This is a genomic window from Streptomyces sp. WAC 01529 (genome assembly GCF_003945545.1).
GTDB lineage: Bacteria > Actinomycetota > Actinomycetes > Streptomycetales > Streptomycetaceae > Streptomyces > Streptomyces anatolicus.
Map to the genome: position 1 here is coordinate 1788393 of NZ_CP029617.1, position 14669 is coordinate 1803061.

The window sequence follows — 14669 nt, forward strand, 5'->3', positions numbered from 1 at the left end:
GCGATCACTCCGGGGGCGACAGGACCTTCGCGACGTGGGCGAGATCGGCGTCCGAGGCCAACCCCGCGTGGTAGAGCCGCAGTTCCGTGGCGCCCAGCTGCGCGGCGCGGGCCGCGTCGGCGGCGAGCGTGGCGGGGCTGCCGCCCATGCCGCGCACGACGGTGAGGTTGGCGGCGAGGACGGTCCCGGCCCCGGCGTGCTCGGCGAACGGCGTCAGGGCCTCCGCGCCGCCCGTGCAGGGCACGACCACGCCGTCGGCCACGGTGAGGATGTGCGCCGGGTCGACGCCCGCGTTCGCCCCGCAGTGGTACGGCACCGGGTCCGCGTGCAGCAGGACCTGGAAGCCCGGCGGGGCCGCCGCGCGGACCGCGCCGATCGCGGCCTCCTGGAGCGTGCGGGCCGTTTCCCGCCGCCACGCGCGCGTGGCCCGTGCGGTGTCGGCGCCGATGAGCTTCTCGACGGAGGCCCAGCCCGCGTCCTCGGCCTCGCCGCGCCAGACGGGCTCCAGGGCGCGCCGGACCAGGGCCGCCGCCTCGTCGGGGTCGAGGCCCTGGCCCGCGTACCCCACCCGGCAGGAGGAGCAGAAGCAGAGGGACATCAGATACTGCCCCGCCTCGCCGAGGCCGACGCCCGCGGTCTTGTCGTGGGCGTGCAGATGCGCGAGGCCGTACCAGCCGCACGACTCCAGTTCGGTGCCGCGCGTGCCGGTTCCCGGGCGTACGGCGGCTTCCGCGGCGAGATCGACCAGGTACGCGCGCGTGGCGGGCCGCGCGATGCAGGGCGCCCAGGGGTAGCGGTCTCCGTAGGCGTTGACGACGGAGGTGGCCGGGTGCTCCTCGCCCATACGGGAGTTGTGGGCGAGGACGGCCCAGCTGTGCACGTGGATCCCGGCGGCGGCCAGCGCTTCGGCGGCCTCTCCGTAGGCGTCGCCGGGCGCCCAGTCCCCGGCCGCGTACGGCCGCAGCTCGCGCCCCCGCCACCGCTCGCCGGGCGGGTAGAGCACGGCGGCGTGCGTGGCCGTGACGACGCGGTGGCGCGGGTGGCGCGGGGTCAGCGCGCGTGTGGAGTGGTAGGCGGAGGCGAGGGTGACCTGCCGGATACCGAGGGCGGCGAGGCGGGCGGGCGCGTCGGGGTCGCCGACGACGTCCCAGGGGTAGAGGAACGCGGCGGCCCTCACACGCCCTCCCCCGCGCCACGGGCAGCCTCGCCGCCCAGCAACTCCCGCCCCCGCTCGACGAGTTCCGCGAGCCGCTTGACGTGGTCGTCGGCGGGCTCGTGCAGCGGCGGGCGTACGGGGCCGACGTCGAGGCCGCCGAGCCGCACGCCCGCCTTGACGAGCGAGACGGCGTAGCCGCGGCCCAGGGCGCGCAGCTCCACGAAGGGCCGGTAGAAGCCGTCGATGAGGCGGTTGGCGGTGGCGTCGCCCTCCGGAGTGCCCGCGTTGAGCGCCCGGTGGAAGGCGAGCGCGATGTCGGGCGCGAAGCAGAAGACGGCCGAGGAGTACAGGCCCACGCCGATGCCCCGGTAGGCGAGGGCGGTCAGCTCGGCGGTCGGCAGGCCGTTGAAGTACAGGAAGTCGCCCGGCGCTTGACCGCGTACGGCGCTGACGGTCCGCTGCATCAGGTCCAGGTCGCCGAGGCCGTCCTTGAAGCCGATGACACCTTCGGCGCGGGCGAGCGCGGCGACCGTCTCGGGGGCGAGGACGGCGTTGTCGCGCTGGTAGACGATGACGTCCAGGGAGGTGGCGCCGGCCAGTTCGGTGTAGTGCCGGGCCAGGCCCTCCTGTGCGGCGACGACGAGGTAGGGCGGCATGGCGAGCAGCCCGTCTGCGCCCGCCTCCTCGGCCAGGCGCGCGTACCGCACGGCGAGCGCGGTGCCGTAACCGGTGCCCGCGACGACCGGCACCCGCCCCGCCGCCTCCTCGACGGCGGCGGCCACGCACACCTGGAACTCCTCGGGCGTCAGGGCGTGGAACTCGCCCGTGCCGCAGCAGGCGAACACCGCCGCGGCCCCCGCCTCGATGCCGCCGCGCACATGGGCGCGGAAGGTCTCCAGGTCCACGGAGCCGTCGGGTCCGTACGCGGTGACCGGGAAGAACAACGGCCCGCTGGGGACCCGGAGCCGGGAAGCGAGAGGGGCTGACGTCACGGGCTCTCCCTAGCGTGCACGTTTCTGACCTATGTCCATATCCCTGAACTCGACCACGCTAAGGCGCCTTCTCGGGCCCGGTCAAGCGACGGAACTCCGCACCATGGAGCGGATTTCGCGCCTCCGCAGGACACTTGACGCGGCACGAAAGCGATCTCTAGCGTGTCCACGGTTGTGAATTCTGTACGCGGATACATACGGCCGCACGAGGAGACCCCCATGCCCGCTCCCCGCACCGTCCTGCTCACCGGCGCCGCGGGCGGTCTCGGCACGCTGATGCGCGGGCTCCTGCCGGCGTACGGCTACGACCTGCGCCTGCTCGACATGCGCGGCATCGAGGGCGAGCCCGGGGCGATCACCGCCGACCTCGCCGACAGGGAGGCGCTGCGGGAGGCCGTACGCGGGGTCGACGCGGTCCTGCACCTCGCGGGCATCTCCCTGGAGTCCGGCTTCGACAAGATCCTGAAGGCCAACATCGAAGGCACGTACCACCTCTACGAGGCGGCGCGCGAGGAAGGCGTGCGGCGGATCGTCTTCGCCTCCTCCAACCACGCGGTGGGCTTCACCCCGCGCCCCCGGGGCGACGACCCGCTGATCCCGGTCGACACCCCCCACCGGCCCGACACGTTCTACGGCCTGTCGAAGGCGTTCGGCGAGGATCTCGCCCAGCTCTACTGGGACAAGCACGGCATCGAGACCGTCTCGGTCCGCATCGGTTCCTGCTTCCCCGAGCCGACGAACGTACGGATGCTGTCGGTGTGGATGAGCCCCGCGGACGGCGCGCGGCTCTTCCACGCGGCGCTCACCGCCGAGGACGTCGGGCACACCGTCGTCCACGGCTCGTCCGCCAACACCCGCCTGTGGTGGGACCTCTCCTCGGCACGGGCACTCGGCTACGAGCCGCGGGACGACTCCGAGCGGTACGCGCGAAGGCTCGTCGCCGAGCAGGGCGAGCTGGACCCCGCCAACCCCGACCACGCGCACCTGGGCGGCCACTTCTGCACCGACCCTCCGGTGTGGCCGTACTGAAGGTGTGCCCTTGCCGTACTGAACCGTTCGGGCACCGAACGGGCAAGGCGGACCCCCGAAACGGGCACGCCCGGGGCCCGCCGCAGAGGCCGTCGCTTCGCCAAGCGGGCACACACGGGCATCATCGCGCCCGCTGCCACCCTGGTCACCCCCTTGTCCGCGCTGTAGAACTTCCCCACAGGGCCCGAACGGGCACCGCGAGACCCAGGGGAAGAAGGTGGCGCCGATGACCGCGGAGGAACGTCAGCGGCGGATCGTCAGCGCGGCCCGCCACTCCGGCTCCGTCGACGTGACGGCGCTCGCCGCCCAGCTCGGCGTCGCGAAGGAGACCGTCCGCCGCGACCTGCGCGCCCTGGAGGACCACGGCCTCGTCCGCCGCACCCACGGCGGCGCCTATCCCGTGGAGAGCGCCGGTTTCGAGACCACCCTCGCCTTCCGCACGACCATGCACGTCCCGGAGAAGCGGCGCATCGCCACCGCCGCCGCCGAACTCCTCGGCGACGCCGAGACGGTCTTCGTCGACGAGGGGTTCACGCCCCAACTGGTCGCCGGGGCGCTGCCCGAGGCGTCGGGCGGGCGCCCGCTGACCGTGGTCACCGCCTCGCTGGCCACCGCGGGCGCCCTCGCGGAGGCCGAGAACATCACCGTGCTGCTGCTCGGCGGGCGGGTCCGCCCGGGCACGCTCGCCACCGTCGACCACTGGACGACCAAGATGCTGGCCGGGTTCGTCATCGACCTGGCGTACATCGGCGCCAACGGCATCTCCCGCGAGCACGGCCTGACGACGCCCGACCCGGCGGTCAGCGAAGTGAAGGCGCAGGCGATCAGGGCGTCGCGGCGCACCGTATTCCTGGGCGTGCACACCAAGTTCGGGGCGACGAGCTTCTGCCGGTTCGCGGGGATCGGCGACCTGGACGCGATCGTCACGAGCAGCCGCCTGCCCGCCTCCGAGGCCCACCGCTACTCCCTCCTCGGCCCACAGGTCGTCCGCGCCTGACCGCCCGCCCCCACCGCGCGGCAGACGGTGCCTCCGCACGCCCTGGCATGCCCGGAACATCCGCAATCCTCCCTCTACGTCCAGGAGCACTCATGCGAACCCGGAGCCGACCAAGGCCGCGCACGCTCGCCGCGGCCGCCGCAGGGGCGCTGCTCGCCCCGCTGCTCGCCGGCTGCTGGACCGGCGCGGGCGGGACCGGTTCAGGTGACTCCCTGAATGTCCTCATGGTGAACAACCCGCAGATGGTGCAATTGCGCAAGCTCACCGCCGCCCACTTCACCAAGGAGACGGGCATCAAGGTGAACTTCACCGTCCTGCCGGAGAACGACGTCCGCGACAAGATCAGCCAGGACTTCGCCAACCAGGCCGGGCAGTACGACATCGCCACCCTGAGCAACTACGAGATACCGATCTACGCCAGGAACGGCTGGCTGCACGAGGTCGGTTCGTACGCGCGGAAGGACGTGGCGTACGACGAGAAGGACATCCTGCCGTCCATGCGCCAGTCCCTCACCGGCGACGACGGCAAGCTCTACGGACAGCCCTTCTACGGAGAGTCGTCCTTTCTGATGTACCGCAAGGACGTCTTCAAGAAGGCGGGCCTGACCATGCCTGCGCACCCCACCTGGCGGCAGGTGGCGAAACTCGCCGCCGAGGTGGACGGCGAGGAGCCGGGCATGAAGGGCATCTGTCTGCGTGGCCTGCCCGGCTGGGGCGAGCTGATGGCGCCGCTGACGACCGTGGTGAACACCTTCGGAGGCACCTGGTTCGACAAGGACTGGAAGGCCCGCCTGGACTCCCCCGAGTTCGAGGAGGCGACCCGCTTCTACGTGGACCTCGTCCGCGAGCACGGCCAGTCCGGGGCCGCGCAGTCCGGCTACGCCGAGTGCCTCAACAACCTCACCCAGGGCAAGACCGCCATGTGGTACGACGCGACGGCCGCCGCCGGTTCGCTGGAGTCCGCCAGGTCCCCGGTCAAGGGCAAGATCGGCTATGTCCCCGCCCCCGTGGAACGGACCGACAGCTCCGGGTGGCTCTACACCTGGGCCTGGGGCATGCAGAAGGCTTCGCGGAACCCCGACAAGGCCTGGAAGTTCATCTCCTGGGCGTCCGGCAAGGAGTACGAGCGGCTGGTCGGCGAGAAGGCCGGCTGGTCCGACGTGCCCGCCGGGAAGCGCGCCTCCACGTACGAGAACCCCGCCTACCGCAAGGAAGCCGCCGCCTTCCAGGCCGTCACCCGCGCCGCCGTCGAAGGAGCCAGGCCCCGCGACCCGGGCGTGCAGCCACGCCCCGCGCCCGGCATCCAGTTCGTCGGCATCCCCGAGTTCACCGACCTCGGCACCAAGGTCTCCCAGGAGATCAGCGCGGCCATCGCCGGACGCCAGTCCGTGGCAGCGGCCCTCGGCAAGTCCCAGCGGCTCGCCGAGACGATCTCCAAGGAGTACGAGGGACGATGACCGCCACCGCGACAAGCACCGCCCCCGTCACCCACGCGCGCGTGCCCGCCCCCGGCGCTCCCGGAAGGCTGCGCGCCTGGGCCACCAGGGCGCCCCTGCTCCCCGCCCTCGTCTTCATGGTCGCCGTGACCCAGCTGCCGTTCGTGGCGACCCTGGTGATCTCCTTCTTCGACTGGAACGCCCTCTATCCGGACGCCCGCGGCTTCGCCGGGTTCGCCAACTACTCCGAGGTCCTCACCGACCCCGACCTGCGCAAGTCGGTCCTGACCACGATCCTGCTCACGGCGTCCGTGGTCCTCGCGAGCCTGGTCATCGGGCTCGGTCTCGCGCTGCTCCTCGACCGGAGGTTCAAGGGGCGCGGGTTCGTGCGCACCCTGCTCATCGCGCCGTTCCTGCTGGTGCCGGTGGCCGCCGCGCTGCTGTGGAAGCACGTGCTCTACAACCCCGAGTACGGCCTCTTCAACGGCCTCCTGCACTGGGCGGGCGGGGACTCCGCCCCGCAGCCCGACTGGATCTCCCACACCCCTCTCCTTGCCATCGAGGCCTCCCTGGTGTGGCAGTGGACGCCCTTCATGATGCTGATCCTGCTCGCGGGGCTCCAGAGCCGTGACACCGAGCTGATCGAGGCGGCCCGCATGGACGGCGCGAGCGACTGGCAGGTCTTCCGCCATCTGACACTGCCGCACCTGCGCCGCTACCTCGAACTGGGCGCCCTGCTCGGCTCGATCTACATCGTGCAGAACTTCGACGCCGTCTTCACCCTCACCTCGGGCGGCCTCGGCACCGCGAACCTCCCCTACACCGTCTACCAGAGCTTCTACCAGGCGCACGAGAACGGCCTGGCCTCCGCGGCCGGTGTCCTCGTCGTCATCGGCTCGCTCATCATCGCGACCTTCGCGCTGCGGGTCGTCTCGTCCCTGTTCCGTGAGGAGGCGTCCCGCGCATGAGGAACGTACGCGTCAAGGGTGCGGGGCTCGGGCTGGCCGCGTGGCTCGCCGGGATCGTGTTCTTCCTGCCCCTCGCCTGGATGGCGCTGACCTCCTTCCACTCGGAGGAGGACGCCGCCACCAATCCGCCCTCGCTCGCCGCCTCGCTCACCCTGGACGGCTACCGCGACTTCTTCGGGGCGGGCGGCGGCGCGAGCCCCTGGCCGTCGCTCGTCAACTCCACGGTGGCCTCGGTCGTCTCGACGCTGTGCGTGCTCGTGCTGGCCCTGCCCGCCGCGTACGCCCTGTCCATCAGGCCCGTGAAAAAGTGGACGGACGTGCTCTTCTTCTTCCTGTCGACGAAGATGCTGCCGGTCGTGGCGGGCCTGCTGCCGCTCTACCTCTTCGCCAGGAACACCGGCCTGCTGGACAACATCTGGCTGCTCGTCATCCTCTACACCTCGATGAACCTGCCGATCGCGGTGTGGATGATGCAGTCCTTCCTCGCCGAGGTGCCCAAGGCGGTCATCGAGGCCGCGCAGATCGACGGAGCGCGGCTGCCGACCATCCTCGCGCGCGTGGTGGCGCCCATCGCCCTGCCCGGCATCGCCGCGACCTCGCTGATCTGCTTCATCTTCAGCTGGAACGAACTGCTCTTCGCACGGGTGCTCACCGGTGTCGTCGCCCAGACCGCGCCCGTCTTCCTGACCGGCTTCATCACCAGCCAGGGCCTGTTCCTCGCGAAGGTGTGCGCCGCGTCGCTCGTGATCTCCCTGCCGGTGCTCGCCGCGGGGTTCGCCGCCCAGGACAAACTGGTCCAGGGCCTGTCGTTGGGAGCCGTGAAATGAAGGCCGCGATCGTCGAGTCCGTGGGCAAGGTCGTCGTCGGCGAGGTGCCCGACCCGGCGCCCGGGCCCCGCGAGGTCGTCGTGGAGGTCGCCGCGTGCGGGCTGTGCGGCACCGATCTGCACATCCGACAGGGGGAGTTCGCGCCGACGCTGCCGGTGGTGCCCGGCCACGAGTTCGCCGGCACCGTCGTCGCACGCGGCCGCGAGGTCACCGGGCTCGCCCTCGGCGACCGGGTCGCCGTCGACCCCTCGCTGCACTGCCACGAGTGCCGCCAGTGCCGGGCCGGGCGGGGCAACCTGTGCGAGCGGTGGGCCGCGATCGGCGTGACCACGGCGGGCGGCGCCGCCCAGTACGCGCTCGCGCCCGCCGCCAACTGCGTACGGCTGCCCGAACACGTACGCACCCAGGACGCCGCCCTCATCGAGCCGCTCTCCTGCGCGGTGCGCGGCTACGACGTGCTCCGGTCGCGGCTCGGGGCGCACGTGCTGATCTACGGCTCGGGGACGATGGGCCTGATGATGCTGGAGCTGGCCAAGCGGACCGGCGCGGCCAGCGTCGACGTGGTCGACCTCAACCCGGGGCGGCTCGCGACGGCGGCGCGGCTCGGGGTGTCGGCGTCGGCGGCCGGGGCCGACGAGCTGGACCGCCCCGAGGGGTGGGACGTGGTGATCGACGCGACGGGCAACGCGGCCGCCATCCAAGACGGCCTGGACCGGGTCGCCAAGGCCGGCACGTTCCTCCAGTTCGGCGTCGCCGACTACGCCACGCGCGTCACCATCGACCCGTACCGGATCTACAACCAGGAGATCACCATCACCGGGTCGATGGCGGTCCTGCACAGCTACGAACGGGCGGCCGAGCTGTTCGCCTCGGGGGTCCTCGATCCGGAGGTGTTCATCAGCGACCGGCTGCCGCTCGAGGACTACCCGCGGGCGCTCGACCAGTTCGCCGCCGGTCTGGGCCGCAAGATCGTCGTCGTGCCGTGATCCGGTACCGGGAAAAACCTTCCGCGGGTAAGGGAACGGCAAAGCGGGGTCGTTCGTTACCCCTGGCATGACAGCTATGACCCCCGGCTCGAACATCCCGCTGACCGTCGCCCGCGTGGCGGTGGACGTCGCCGCCCCCGTGCGGCTCGACGTATCGGGCCTGCTGCTCACCGCCGACGGCAAGGTGCGCTCCGACGACGACTTCATCTTCTTCAACCAGCCCTCGGGGCCCGGTGTGACCTACCAGTCGGGCGGTGGCACCACCCCCGACAAGATCACCGTGGACACGGCGGCCGTGCCGCCCGGCATCGAGAAGATCGTCGTCACCGCGAGCCCGGACGCGGCGGGCCAGAGCTTCCAGGGCATCGAGCCCACCGCCACCATCCGCAACGCGGACGACGGCTCCGTGCTCGCCACCTTCACCCCGCCGCAGCTCGGCGCCGAGACGGCGCTGGTGATCGTCGAAATCTATCTGCGCAACGGCGCGTGGAAGGCCCGCGCGGTCGGCCAGGGGTATGCGAACGGCCTCGCGGGCATCGCGACGGACTTCGGCGTCTCGGTTGAGGAGCCCGCCCCGGCCGCCCCCGCGGCCGCCCCCGCCGCCCCGATGGCTCCCCCGGTGGGCCAGCCGGTCCAGGGCCCGCCCCCGCCGGCCGCCGACCCGCGCCAGGCCGCCCCGGCCGCGCCCGCCGCTCCCCCGGCGCCCGCGGCTCCCGCGCCAGGCGCCGGGAAGATCAACCTGGACAAGGGCCGGGTCAGCCTCCAGAAGAACCAGACGGTCTCCCTGGTCAAGGGCGGCAAGCCGCTGCTCTCCCAGGTCAAGATGGGCCTCGGCTGGGAGCCCGCGTTCCGCGGCAAGGACATCGACCTGGACGCCTCCGTCATCGCGTACGGCCCCCAGCGCAACCACATCGACAGCTGCTACTTCGGCAAGCTCTCGATCGTGAACGGCGCGATCAAGCACTCCGGTGACAACCTCACGGGCGAGGGCGGCGGGGACGACGAGGTGATCGTCGTCGACCTCGGGCGGCTCCCCCAGGACGTCACGGGCCTGGTCTTCACGGTGAACTCGTTCTCCGGCCAGAAGTTCACCGAGGTCGCGAAGGCCTACTGCCGTCTGATCGACGCGGCTTCCGGCGAGGAGTTGGTCCGCTTCGACCTGACCAACGCGGAGGCGCAGACGGGCGTGATGATGGCCAAGCTCATCAAGCAGTTCACCGGTGAGTGGGAGATGACCGGCATGGGGCAGTTCGTGAAGTCCCGCACGGTGCGCGGCATGGTGAAGCCGGCGGCGCAGGCGCTGTAGGGCGAGCGCGCGCGGCAGGGCGCGCATGCGTGAGGGGCGGCGGACCGGGTGTGCGGTCCGCCGCCCCTCACGTGCGTGTCAGGTCAGAAGGTCGGATGTCAGAGCTTGGCCAGCTTCGAGTAGGGACTCAGGAACCGTCCCTGACGGCCCGCGAAGTCGATGACGACCGCGTCCTCTCCCTCGACGCCGACGATCCTCCCGAGACCGTACTGGTCGTGGGAGACACGATCACCCACGGCGAACTGCTCTACGGGTGGGGCGGGCGGAGCGGGCACGTTGAAGGGACTGTTCGGCAGGTGGCGGCGCGAGCCGGCGGGCCTCGTCATATTCGAAGTATGCGCCCCCGGACACCCCCCGCACCATGCTCCGAGCTCACACCGCCCTCACATCGGTATGGAACAGACACACAAACCCCAGCCGCGGCAGCGTATCCGGCGCCTCGGGCAACCCGAAAGGGGTACGGGAAATACGTACCGTACCCTTTCGGCCACTCACCGCGACGGAAGGTTCAGTCGGTCCAGGGCCAGTCGGCGTCCCGGCCCGCCTCCAGGAGCCCCACCATGCGGAACGCCGCGTCCGAGAGGCCGCCGAAGACATGGCGGTTCCCGGTGCCGGAAGGGCCGTGGCCTGCCCGGTAGCCCGCCAGGTTCCAGGTGTAGACGGGCACCTCGGCCGGGATCTGCTCGGTCGGGCCGCCGCGGTGGTCGTAGGCCGCCTGCTCGTCGGTGACGATCAGCACCCGGTCGTGCTCGCGGTAGAACCGGCGCACCGCCTCGGTGGTGTTCGTGCCGCCGAGGCTGCCGAAGCGGTCGAGCACCTTCAGGACGGACTCCCCTGTGCTGTATTTCACCTGCGCGCTGCCCGTACCGAACTGCACGAGGTCCGCGTCGGCGGCCCGCAGCGCCAGCGCGGTGCCGAAGATCGCGGCGGCGTCGGCGCGGTTGAGCTGCGAGCGGTCCGAGAGGCGCGACCACATCGAACCGGAGCGGTCGATGAGGATGAGCGTGCGCCCGGGCAGCGACGGCACGTTCGCCAGCGAATGGCCGAGCGCCTTCTCCAGCGGGTAGGACCAGCGCAGCGACGGGGCGTGCTGGTGGGCGGCGAGGAAGCGGAAGGGGAACTGCCGCGACTTCGCGATGGTCTCGGGGTCAGCGAGCCTGGCCGCGACTCCCGCCGCGACCTCGTCGCCGACCCCCGCCTCGTCGAAGTTCCGCAGATTGCGGACGAGCGCCATGGCGCCCATCGACGGGATGACGGCCTCCCACGCGGCCTTGTCCATCGGGCCCTGGAGCCAGCCCGCGAGCGCCTCCCAGGTGATGCCCGCGGCGGCGAGCCGCTCGGCACCGCCCTCCGCGGTGACCACCGCGCGCCGCTCGGCGACGGGCAGCGCCATCAGCTCCCGGTGCGCGGTGAGCACGCGCGCGCCCGCGGGCGGCACGGCCCTCTCCGGGTGGTGGCGCCGGTCGAGCGCGTACTGGAACAGGTCGCCCTGCCACGGCTTGGCAGGGTCGGGCGCCGCGTGCACGAGGTTGAGGATGTCGCCGAAGCGGTAGCCCTTGGACGCCGTGTCGTACTTCAGCAGCGACTTCTCGCTGTAGAGGCGGCGTACGGCGTCGGCGATGCCGCGCTTGACGGGCTTGGGGATGTTCCGGCCATAGGTGGCCGTCCAGTAGCCGAGGAACTCGCCGGGCTCGTCGGGGCGGCGCAGCACGGAGGCGACGACCTGGCGGTTGGCCGGGCCCTCGGTGGCCCCCGCGTCGAGGCGCGCCTTGACGTACTCGGCGGCGCCGACGAGGGAGGCGGTGCGCATGTTGCCGTCGCCGCGCAGCCAGCCCAGCAGGCCCGCGGTCCACCCCGGGTCCTCGACCGCGAGGCGGCGCACCAGCGCGGCGAAGCGGTCGTCGCGAGGGCCGCCGTCCTCGTAGAAGGTCTGCTGGGAGACGAAGTTGGCGACGGCGAGCAGGAAGAGTTCGGAGCGCGGGTCGCGCAGGTGTCCCGTGCCGCCCTCGTGGGTGCGTGTGGTGCGGCCGGTCGAGGTGACCGGCGAGGAGACGCGCGCCTTGGCGGACCTGGTGTTGAAGCGTGCCATGAGAATTCCCCCGAATTCGTGTCACATAGCGGTACGGGGGGAGGCAGGCGGCAGGAGCGTGCCCGAGTTCAGAAGCGACGACGGACTTGTGTCGGATGCTCTACCCATTGAGCTACACCGACCCGAAGTCGATGACGGGACTTGAACCCGCAACCCTCTGAGCCGTGAAGTAACCGTTGTCTGCGCACCGGGCACACACCTGCTGCTGCCTCCCGAGATCAAAGGGGCGGCGGCGTGATTTCTTGGAAGGAAGTAGCCGCAGCCGGCGCACCGGGAGGTACGGAGGGAACTCTAGAAGGGTGAACTGCCCGAGCACCAAGGGTTTTTCCGCTCCCCCCTGGCATCGTCCCTGGACTCGCCCCTCAGCTCCCGGCGGCCGCAACCGTACGATGCCTCACAGACGTCGCACAGACCGTCAGTTCGTCCTGTCGCAGGAAGGGCCCGCCCGGGGCCCGCCGGAAGGAGCGCCCGTGGAGTTGGGCGGGTACCGGATCGTTTCGCTGCTCGGCGAGGGCGACAGAGGCTGTGTCCACCTGGCGCGGTCCGCGTCGGGGCGGCCGGTCGCCCTCAGGACGGTCCACGCGCGCCTCGCGGAAGCTCCGGGGTTCCGTGCGTGCTTCCGGCGCGAGGCCGCCGCCGCCCGGGCCGTGACCGGGCCGTACTCCGCCGCCGTGCTCGACGCGGATCCGGACGCCGAACAGCCGTGGCTGGCGGTCGAGTTCTGTGCGGGGCCGGGTCTGCCGGAGGCGGTGGCCGCGTACGGGCCCCTGGGCGACGCCGACCTGGCCGCGCTGGGCGCGGCGCTGGCCCATGCCCTGTCGGGGGTGCACGCGGCCGGGGTGGTGCACCGGGGCGTGAAGCCGTCCCACGTCATCATCACCCGTGCCGGGCCGAAGCTCCTCGACTTCGGCGTCGCCAGGTACGCGGCCGGCGAGAGTCCGGTCGCCGTCGGCTCGCCCGGCTTCCTCGCCCCCGAGCAGCTGGTGCGGGACGGCTGCCCGGGGTCCGCGACCGATGTCTTCGCGCTCGGCGCGGTCCTCGCGGTGGCGGCGACCGGGCGCGGCCCGTTCGGCTCGGGCCGTACGCCCGGGGTCCTGCACCGCACGCTGCACGAGGACCCGGACCTGCTGGGCGTGCCGGGCGCGGCCTGGAGCGGCTTCCTCGGCCGCTGCCTGGCCCGCACCCCCGCGGCCCGCCCCACGGTCGCGGAGGTGATGGCCTGGTGCGGGGAGCGGGCGGCGCGGTCCCCCTGGTGGGGGCGGGAACCGGTCCGCGACCTGATCCACCAGGAGGAGGAAGAGGTCACGGAGCTGCTGAGGTGGGGGTGAGACGGGGCTGAGGTCCAGCCCCGCGCCGCCCAGCCCCCGCGGCCGCCCAGCCGTCCCCTACAGCCCCTGCTGCGACCTCGCCTTGAAGGCCGCCTTGCGGGCCTCCTTCGCCACCTTCTTGTCGGGGTGGAGGCGGCCCATCGCCTCCAGGACGTCCGCCGTCGCGGGGTGCTCCACCCGCCACGCCTGGGCGAAGAACCCGCTGTGCTGCTGCGCGAGGCCCTCGACCAGGCCCTGAAGCTCGTCCGAGTTGCCCTCGGCGGCGAGCTGGGCCGCGAGCGTGTCGATGGTCAGCCAGAAGATGAGCGCCTCGGAGGGCGCGGGCACGTCCGTGGCGCCGTGCTCGGCGAGCCACACGCGGGCGAGGCCTCCCAGCTCCGGGTCGTCGAGGACCTCCCGCAGCGCGGGCTCCGCCTCCGCGCCGACCAGGGAGAGCGCCTGCTGACAGCGGAGCCTGCGCAGCGGCGCGCCCTCGTCGCCGCCGCGGGCCGCGGCCAGCAGCTCCCGTGCGGCGCCCAGCGGTTCGTGCCGGGCGAGCCACTGCTCGATCTCCGCCTGCGCGGCGGCCTGCGGGAAGCCGGAGGTGCCTTCCAGGAGCACGTCCGCGCCCTTGTCGGCGAGGTCGCCGACGGCGGGCGCGTCGACACCGGCCTCCAGCATCCGGGCGCGGACGCCGTACAGACCGAGGGGGGTGAGCCGGACCATGCCGTACCGGGTGACGTCCTCGTCGTCGATCGGCGCGGGCTCCGCCGTGTCGTCGACCTCGGCCATGAGGGCCTCGTCCACCGGCTGGTACTCGACGAGGCCGAGCGGTTCGAAGAGCCGGAACTGGTCGTCGAGCTTCATCATCGCGTCCGACACCTGCTCCAGGACGTCGTCCGTGGGCTCGCCCATGTCGTCGGGGACGATCATCGAGGCGGCGAGCGCGGGCAGCGGCACGGGGCCCTCACCGGCGGCGGCGTCGCCCACGGTGAGCAGGTAGAGGTTGCCGAGCACGCCGTCGAGGAAGTCGGCCTCGGCCTGCGGGTCCCAGCCCAGCTCGGCGAAGTCGACCTCGCCCTTCTCCTCCAGGACGTCGAGGAGGTTCTCCATGTCCGGCACGGTGGCGTCCGCGTACACGGTGTCCAGGGCGCCGAGCCAGACGCCGAGGACGTCCTGCGGGCTGCCGGAGGCCAGGAGCGCCAGGTCCTCGCCCGGGGTGACGGTGCCCTCCGCGCCCTCTTCCTCGCCGTCCGTGACCTCGACGAGGCCTGTGTCGACGGCGACCCGCCAGGCCTCGCTGGCGAGCGCGGCCGCGTCCGGGTCATCCGCCGCGAGGCCCAGCTCGGCGGCGGCCGCCGGAAGCTGGGCGTCGACCAGCTCGCCGCCCGCGCCGACCCGGGTGCCGGGTCCCGCCCAGCGGGCGAGCCGCACCGCGCGGGAGAGCAGCGGGGTGGCGAGCGCGGCCCGCGCGAGCTCCGCTTCGGGGTGCAGCAGCACCGGCGGCAGGGTGGCGGGGCTTACGGACATCGGCTGGTTCTCCTCCGGGGGGTGGGGCTCTCCCCTGCTCGACGGA

General features: G+C 72.4%; 13 protein-coding genes. 8 read left to right on the top strand and 5 right to left on the bottom strand.

What is annotated here, in order from left to right; all coding sequences use genetic code 11:
• Positions 1 to 4 precede the first annotated feature (4 nt).
• Both DMA15_RS08090 and DMA15_RS08095 read right to left on the bottom strand, forming a co-directional pair.
• Positions 5 to 1177: a hypothetical protein gene (locus DMA15_RS08090; RefSeq protein WP_125511990.1), complete on the bottom strand. Its 1173-nt coding sequence runs from the start codon at positions 1175 to 1177 to the stop codon at positions 5 to 7.
• Positions 1174 to 2148 (bottom strand): 5-dehydro-4-deoxyglucarate dehydratase, encoded by a 975-nt coding sequence (locus tag DMA15_RS08095; RefSeq protein WP_125511992.1) that lies wholly within the window; start codon positions 2146 to 2148, stop codon positions 1174 to 1176. The genes DMA15_RS08090 and DMA15_RS08095 overlap by 4 nt, the downstream gene beginning before the upstream one ends.
• 219 nt (positions 2149 to 2367) lie before the next feature.
• Between DMA15_RS08095 and DMA15_RS08100 the strand changes: the two genes are divergently transcribed.
• The 7 genes from DMA15_RS08100 (at position 2368) to DMA15_RS08130 (ending at position 9697) form a co-directional block, all read left to right on the top strand.
• On the top strand, positions 2368 to 3177 hold the full coding sequence (locus DMA15_RS08100; protein ID WP_125511993.1) for an NAD(P)-dependent oxidoreductase: 810 nt from the start codon (positions 2368 to 2370) through the stop codon (positions 3175 to 3177).
• A 226-nt stretch (positions 3178 to 3403) separates the two neighbouring features.
• On the top strand, positions 3404 to 4174 hold the full coding sequence (locus DMA15_RS08105; RefSeq protein WP_206302687.1) for a DeoR/GlpR family DNA-binding transcription regulator: 771 nt from the start codon (positions 3404 to 3406) through the stop codon (positions 4172 to 4174).
• Positions 4175 to 4266: 92 nt separating this feature from the next.
• The gene (locus DMA15_RS08110) at positions 4267 to 5631 is read left to right on the top strand and encodes a sugar ABC transporter substrate-binding protein (RefSeq protein WP_125511996.1); all 1365 of its coding nucleotides are present in this window, start codon (positions 4267 to 4269) and stop codon (positions 5629 to 5631) included.
• Positions 5628 to 6578 (top strand): sugar ABC transporter permease, encoded by a 951-nt coding sequence (locus DMA15_RS08115; RefSeq protein WP_125511998.1) that lies wholly within the window; start codon positions 5628 to 5630, stop codon positions 6576 to 6578. The genes DMA15_RS08110 and DMA15_RS08115 overlap by 4 nt, the downstream gene beginning before the upstream one ends.
• Positions 6575 to 7405 carry a carbohydrate ABC transporter permease gene (locus DMA15_RS08120; RefSeq protein ID WP_125511999.1) on the top strand — a complete coding sequence of 277 codons (831 nt, stop codon included), beginning with the start codon at positions 6575 to 6577 and terminating at the stop codon, positions 7403 to 7405. The genes DMA15_RS08115 and DMA15_RS08120 overlap by 4 nt, the downstream gene beginning before the upstream one ends.
• On the top strand, positions 7402 to 8391 hold the full coding sequence (locus DMA15_RS08125) for a zinc-dependent alcohol dehydrogenase family protein (protein WP_125512000.1): 990 nt from the start codon (positions 7402 to 7404) through the stop codon (positions 8389 to 8391). Before DMA15_RS08120 ends, DMA15_RS08125 begins: the two co-directional genes overlap by 4 nt.
• Before the next feature lie 76 nt (positions 8392 to 8467).
• A complete protein-coding gene (locus DMA15_RS08130) occupies positions 8468 to 9697 on the top strand; it encodes a TerD family protein (protein ID WP_206302919.1) in 1230 nt (409 codons plus the stop codon).
• Positions 9698 to 9795: 98 nt separating this feature from the next.
• Here DMA15_RS08130 and DMA15_RS08135 read toward each other — a convergent pair whose 3' ends face one another.
• Both DMA15_RS08135 and DMA15_RS08140 read right to left on the bottom strand, forming a co-directional pair.
• A complete protein-coding gene (locus DMA15_RS08135; protein ID WP_125512004.1) occupies positions 9796 to 10023 on the bottom strand; it encodes a CarD family transcriptional regulator in 228 nt (75 codons plus the stop codon).
• A gap of 182 nt (positions 10024 to 10205) precedes the next feature.
• Positions 10206 to 11786, bottom strand: a complete 1581-nt coding sequence (locus DMA15_RS08140) for a TROVE domain-containing protein (RefSeq protein ID WP_125512006.1) — start codon at positions 11784 to 11786, stop codon at positions 10206 to 10208.
• Positions 11787 to 12256: 470 nt separating this feature from the next.
• Between DMA15_RS08140 and DMA15_RS08145 the strand changes: the two genes are divergently transcribed.
• The gene (locus DMA15_RS08145; RefSeq protein WP_240659713.1) at positions 12257 to 13114 is read left to right on the top strand and encodes a protein kinase; all 858 of its coding nucleotides are present in this window, start codon (positions 12257 to 12259) and stop codon (positions 13112 to 13114) included.
• A gap of 57 nt (positions 13115 to 13171) precedes the next feature.
• On the opposite strand, the gene DMA15_RS08150 is transcribed toward DMA15_RS08145, so the two are convergent.
• Positions 13172 to 14623, bottom strand: coding sequence for a hypothetical protein (locus DMA15_RS08150; protein WP_125512010.1), 1452 nt, complete (start codon positions 14621 to 14623; stop codon positions 13172 to 13174).
• Positions 14624 to 14669: the final 46 nt, after the last annotated feature.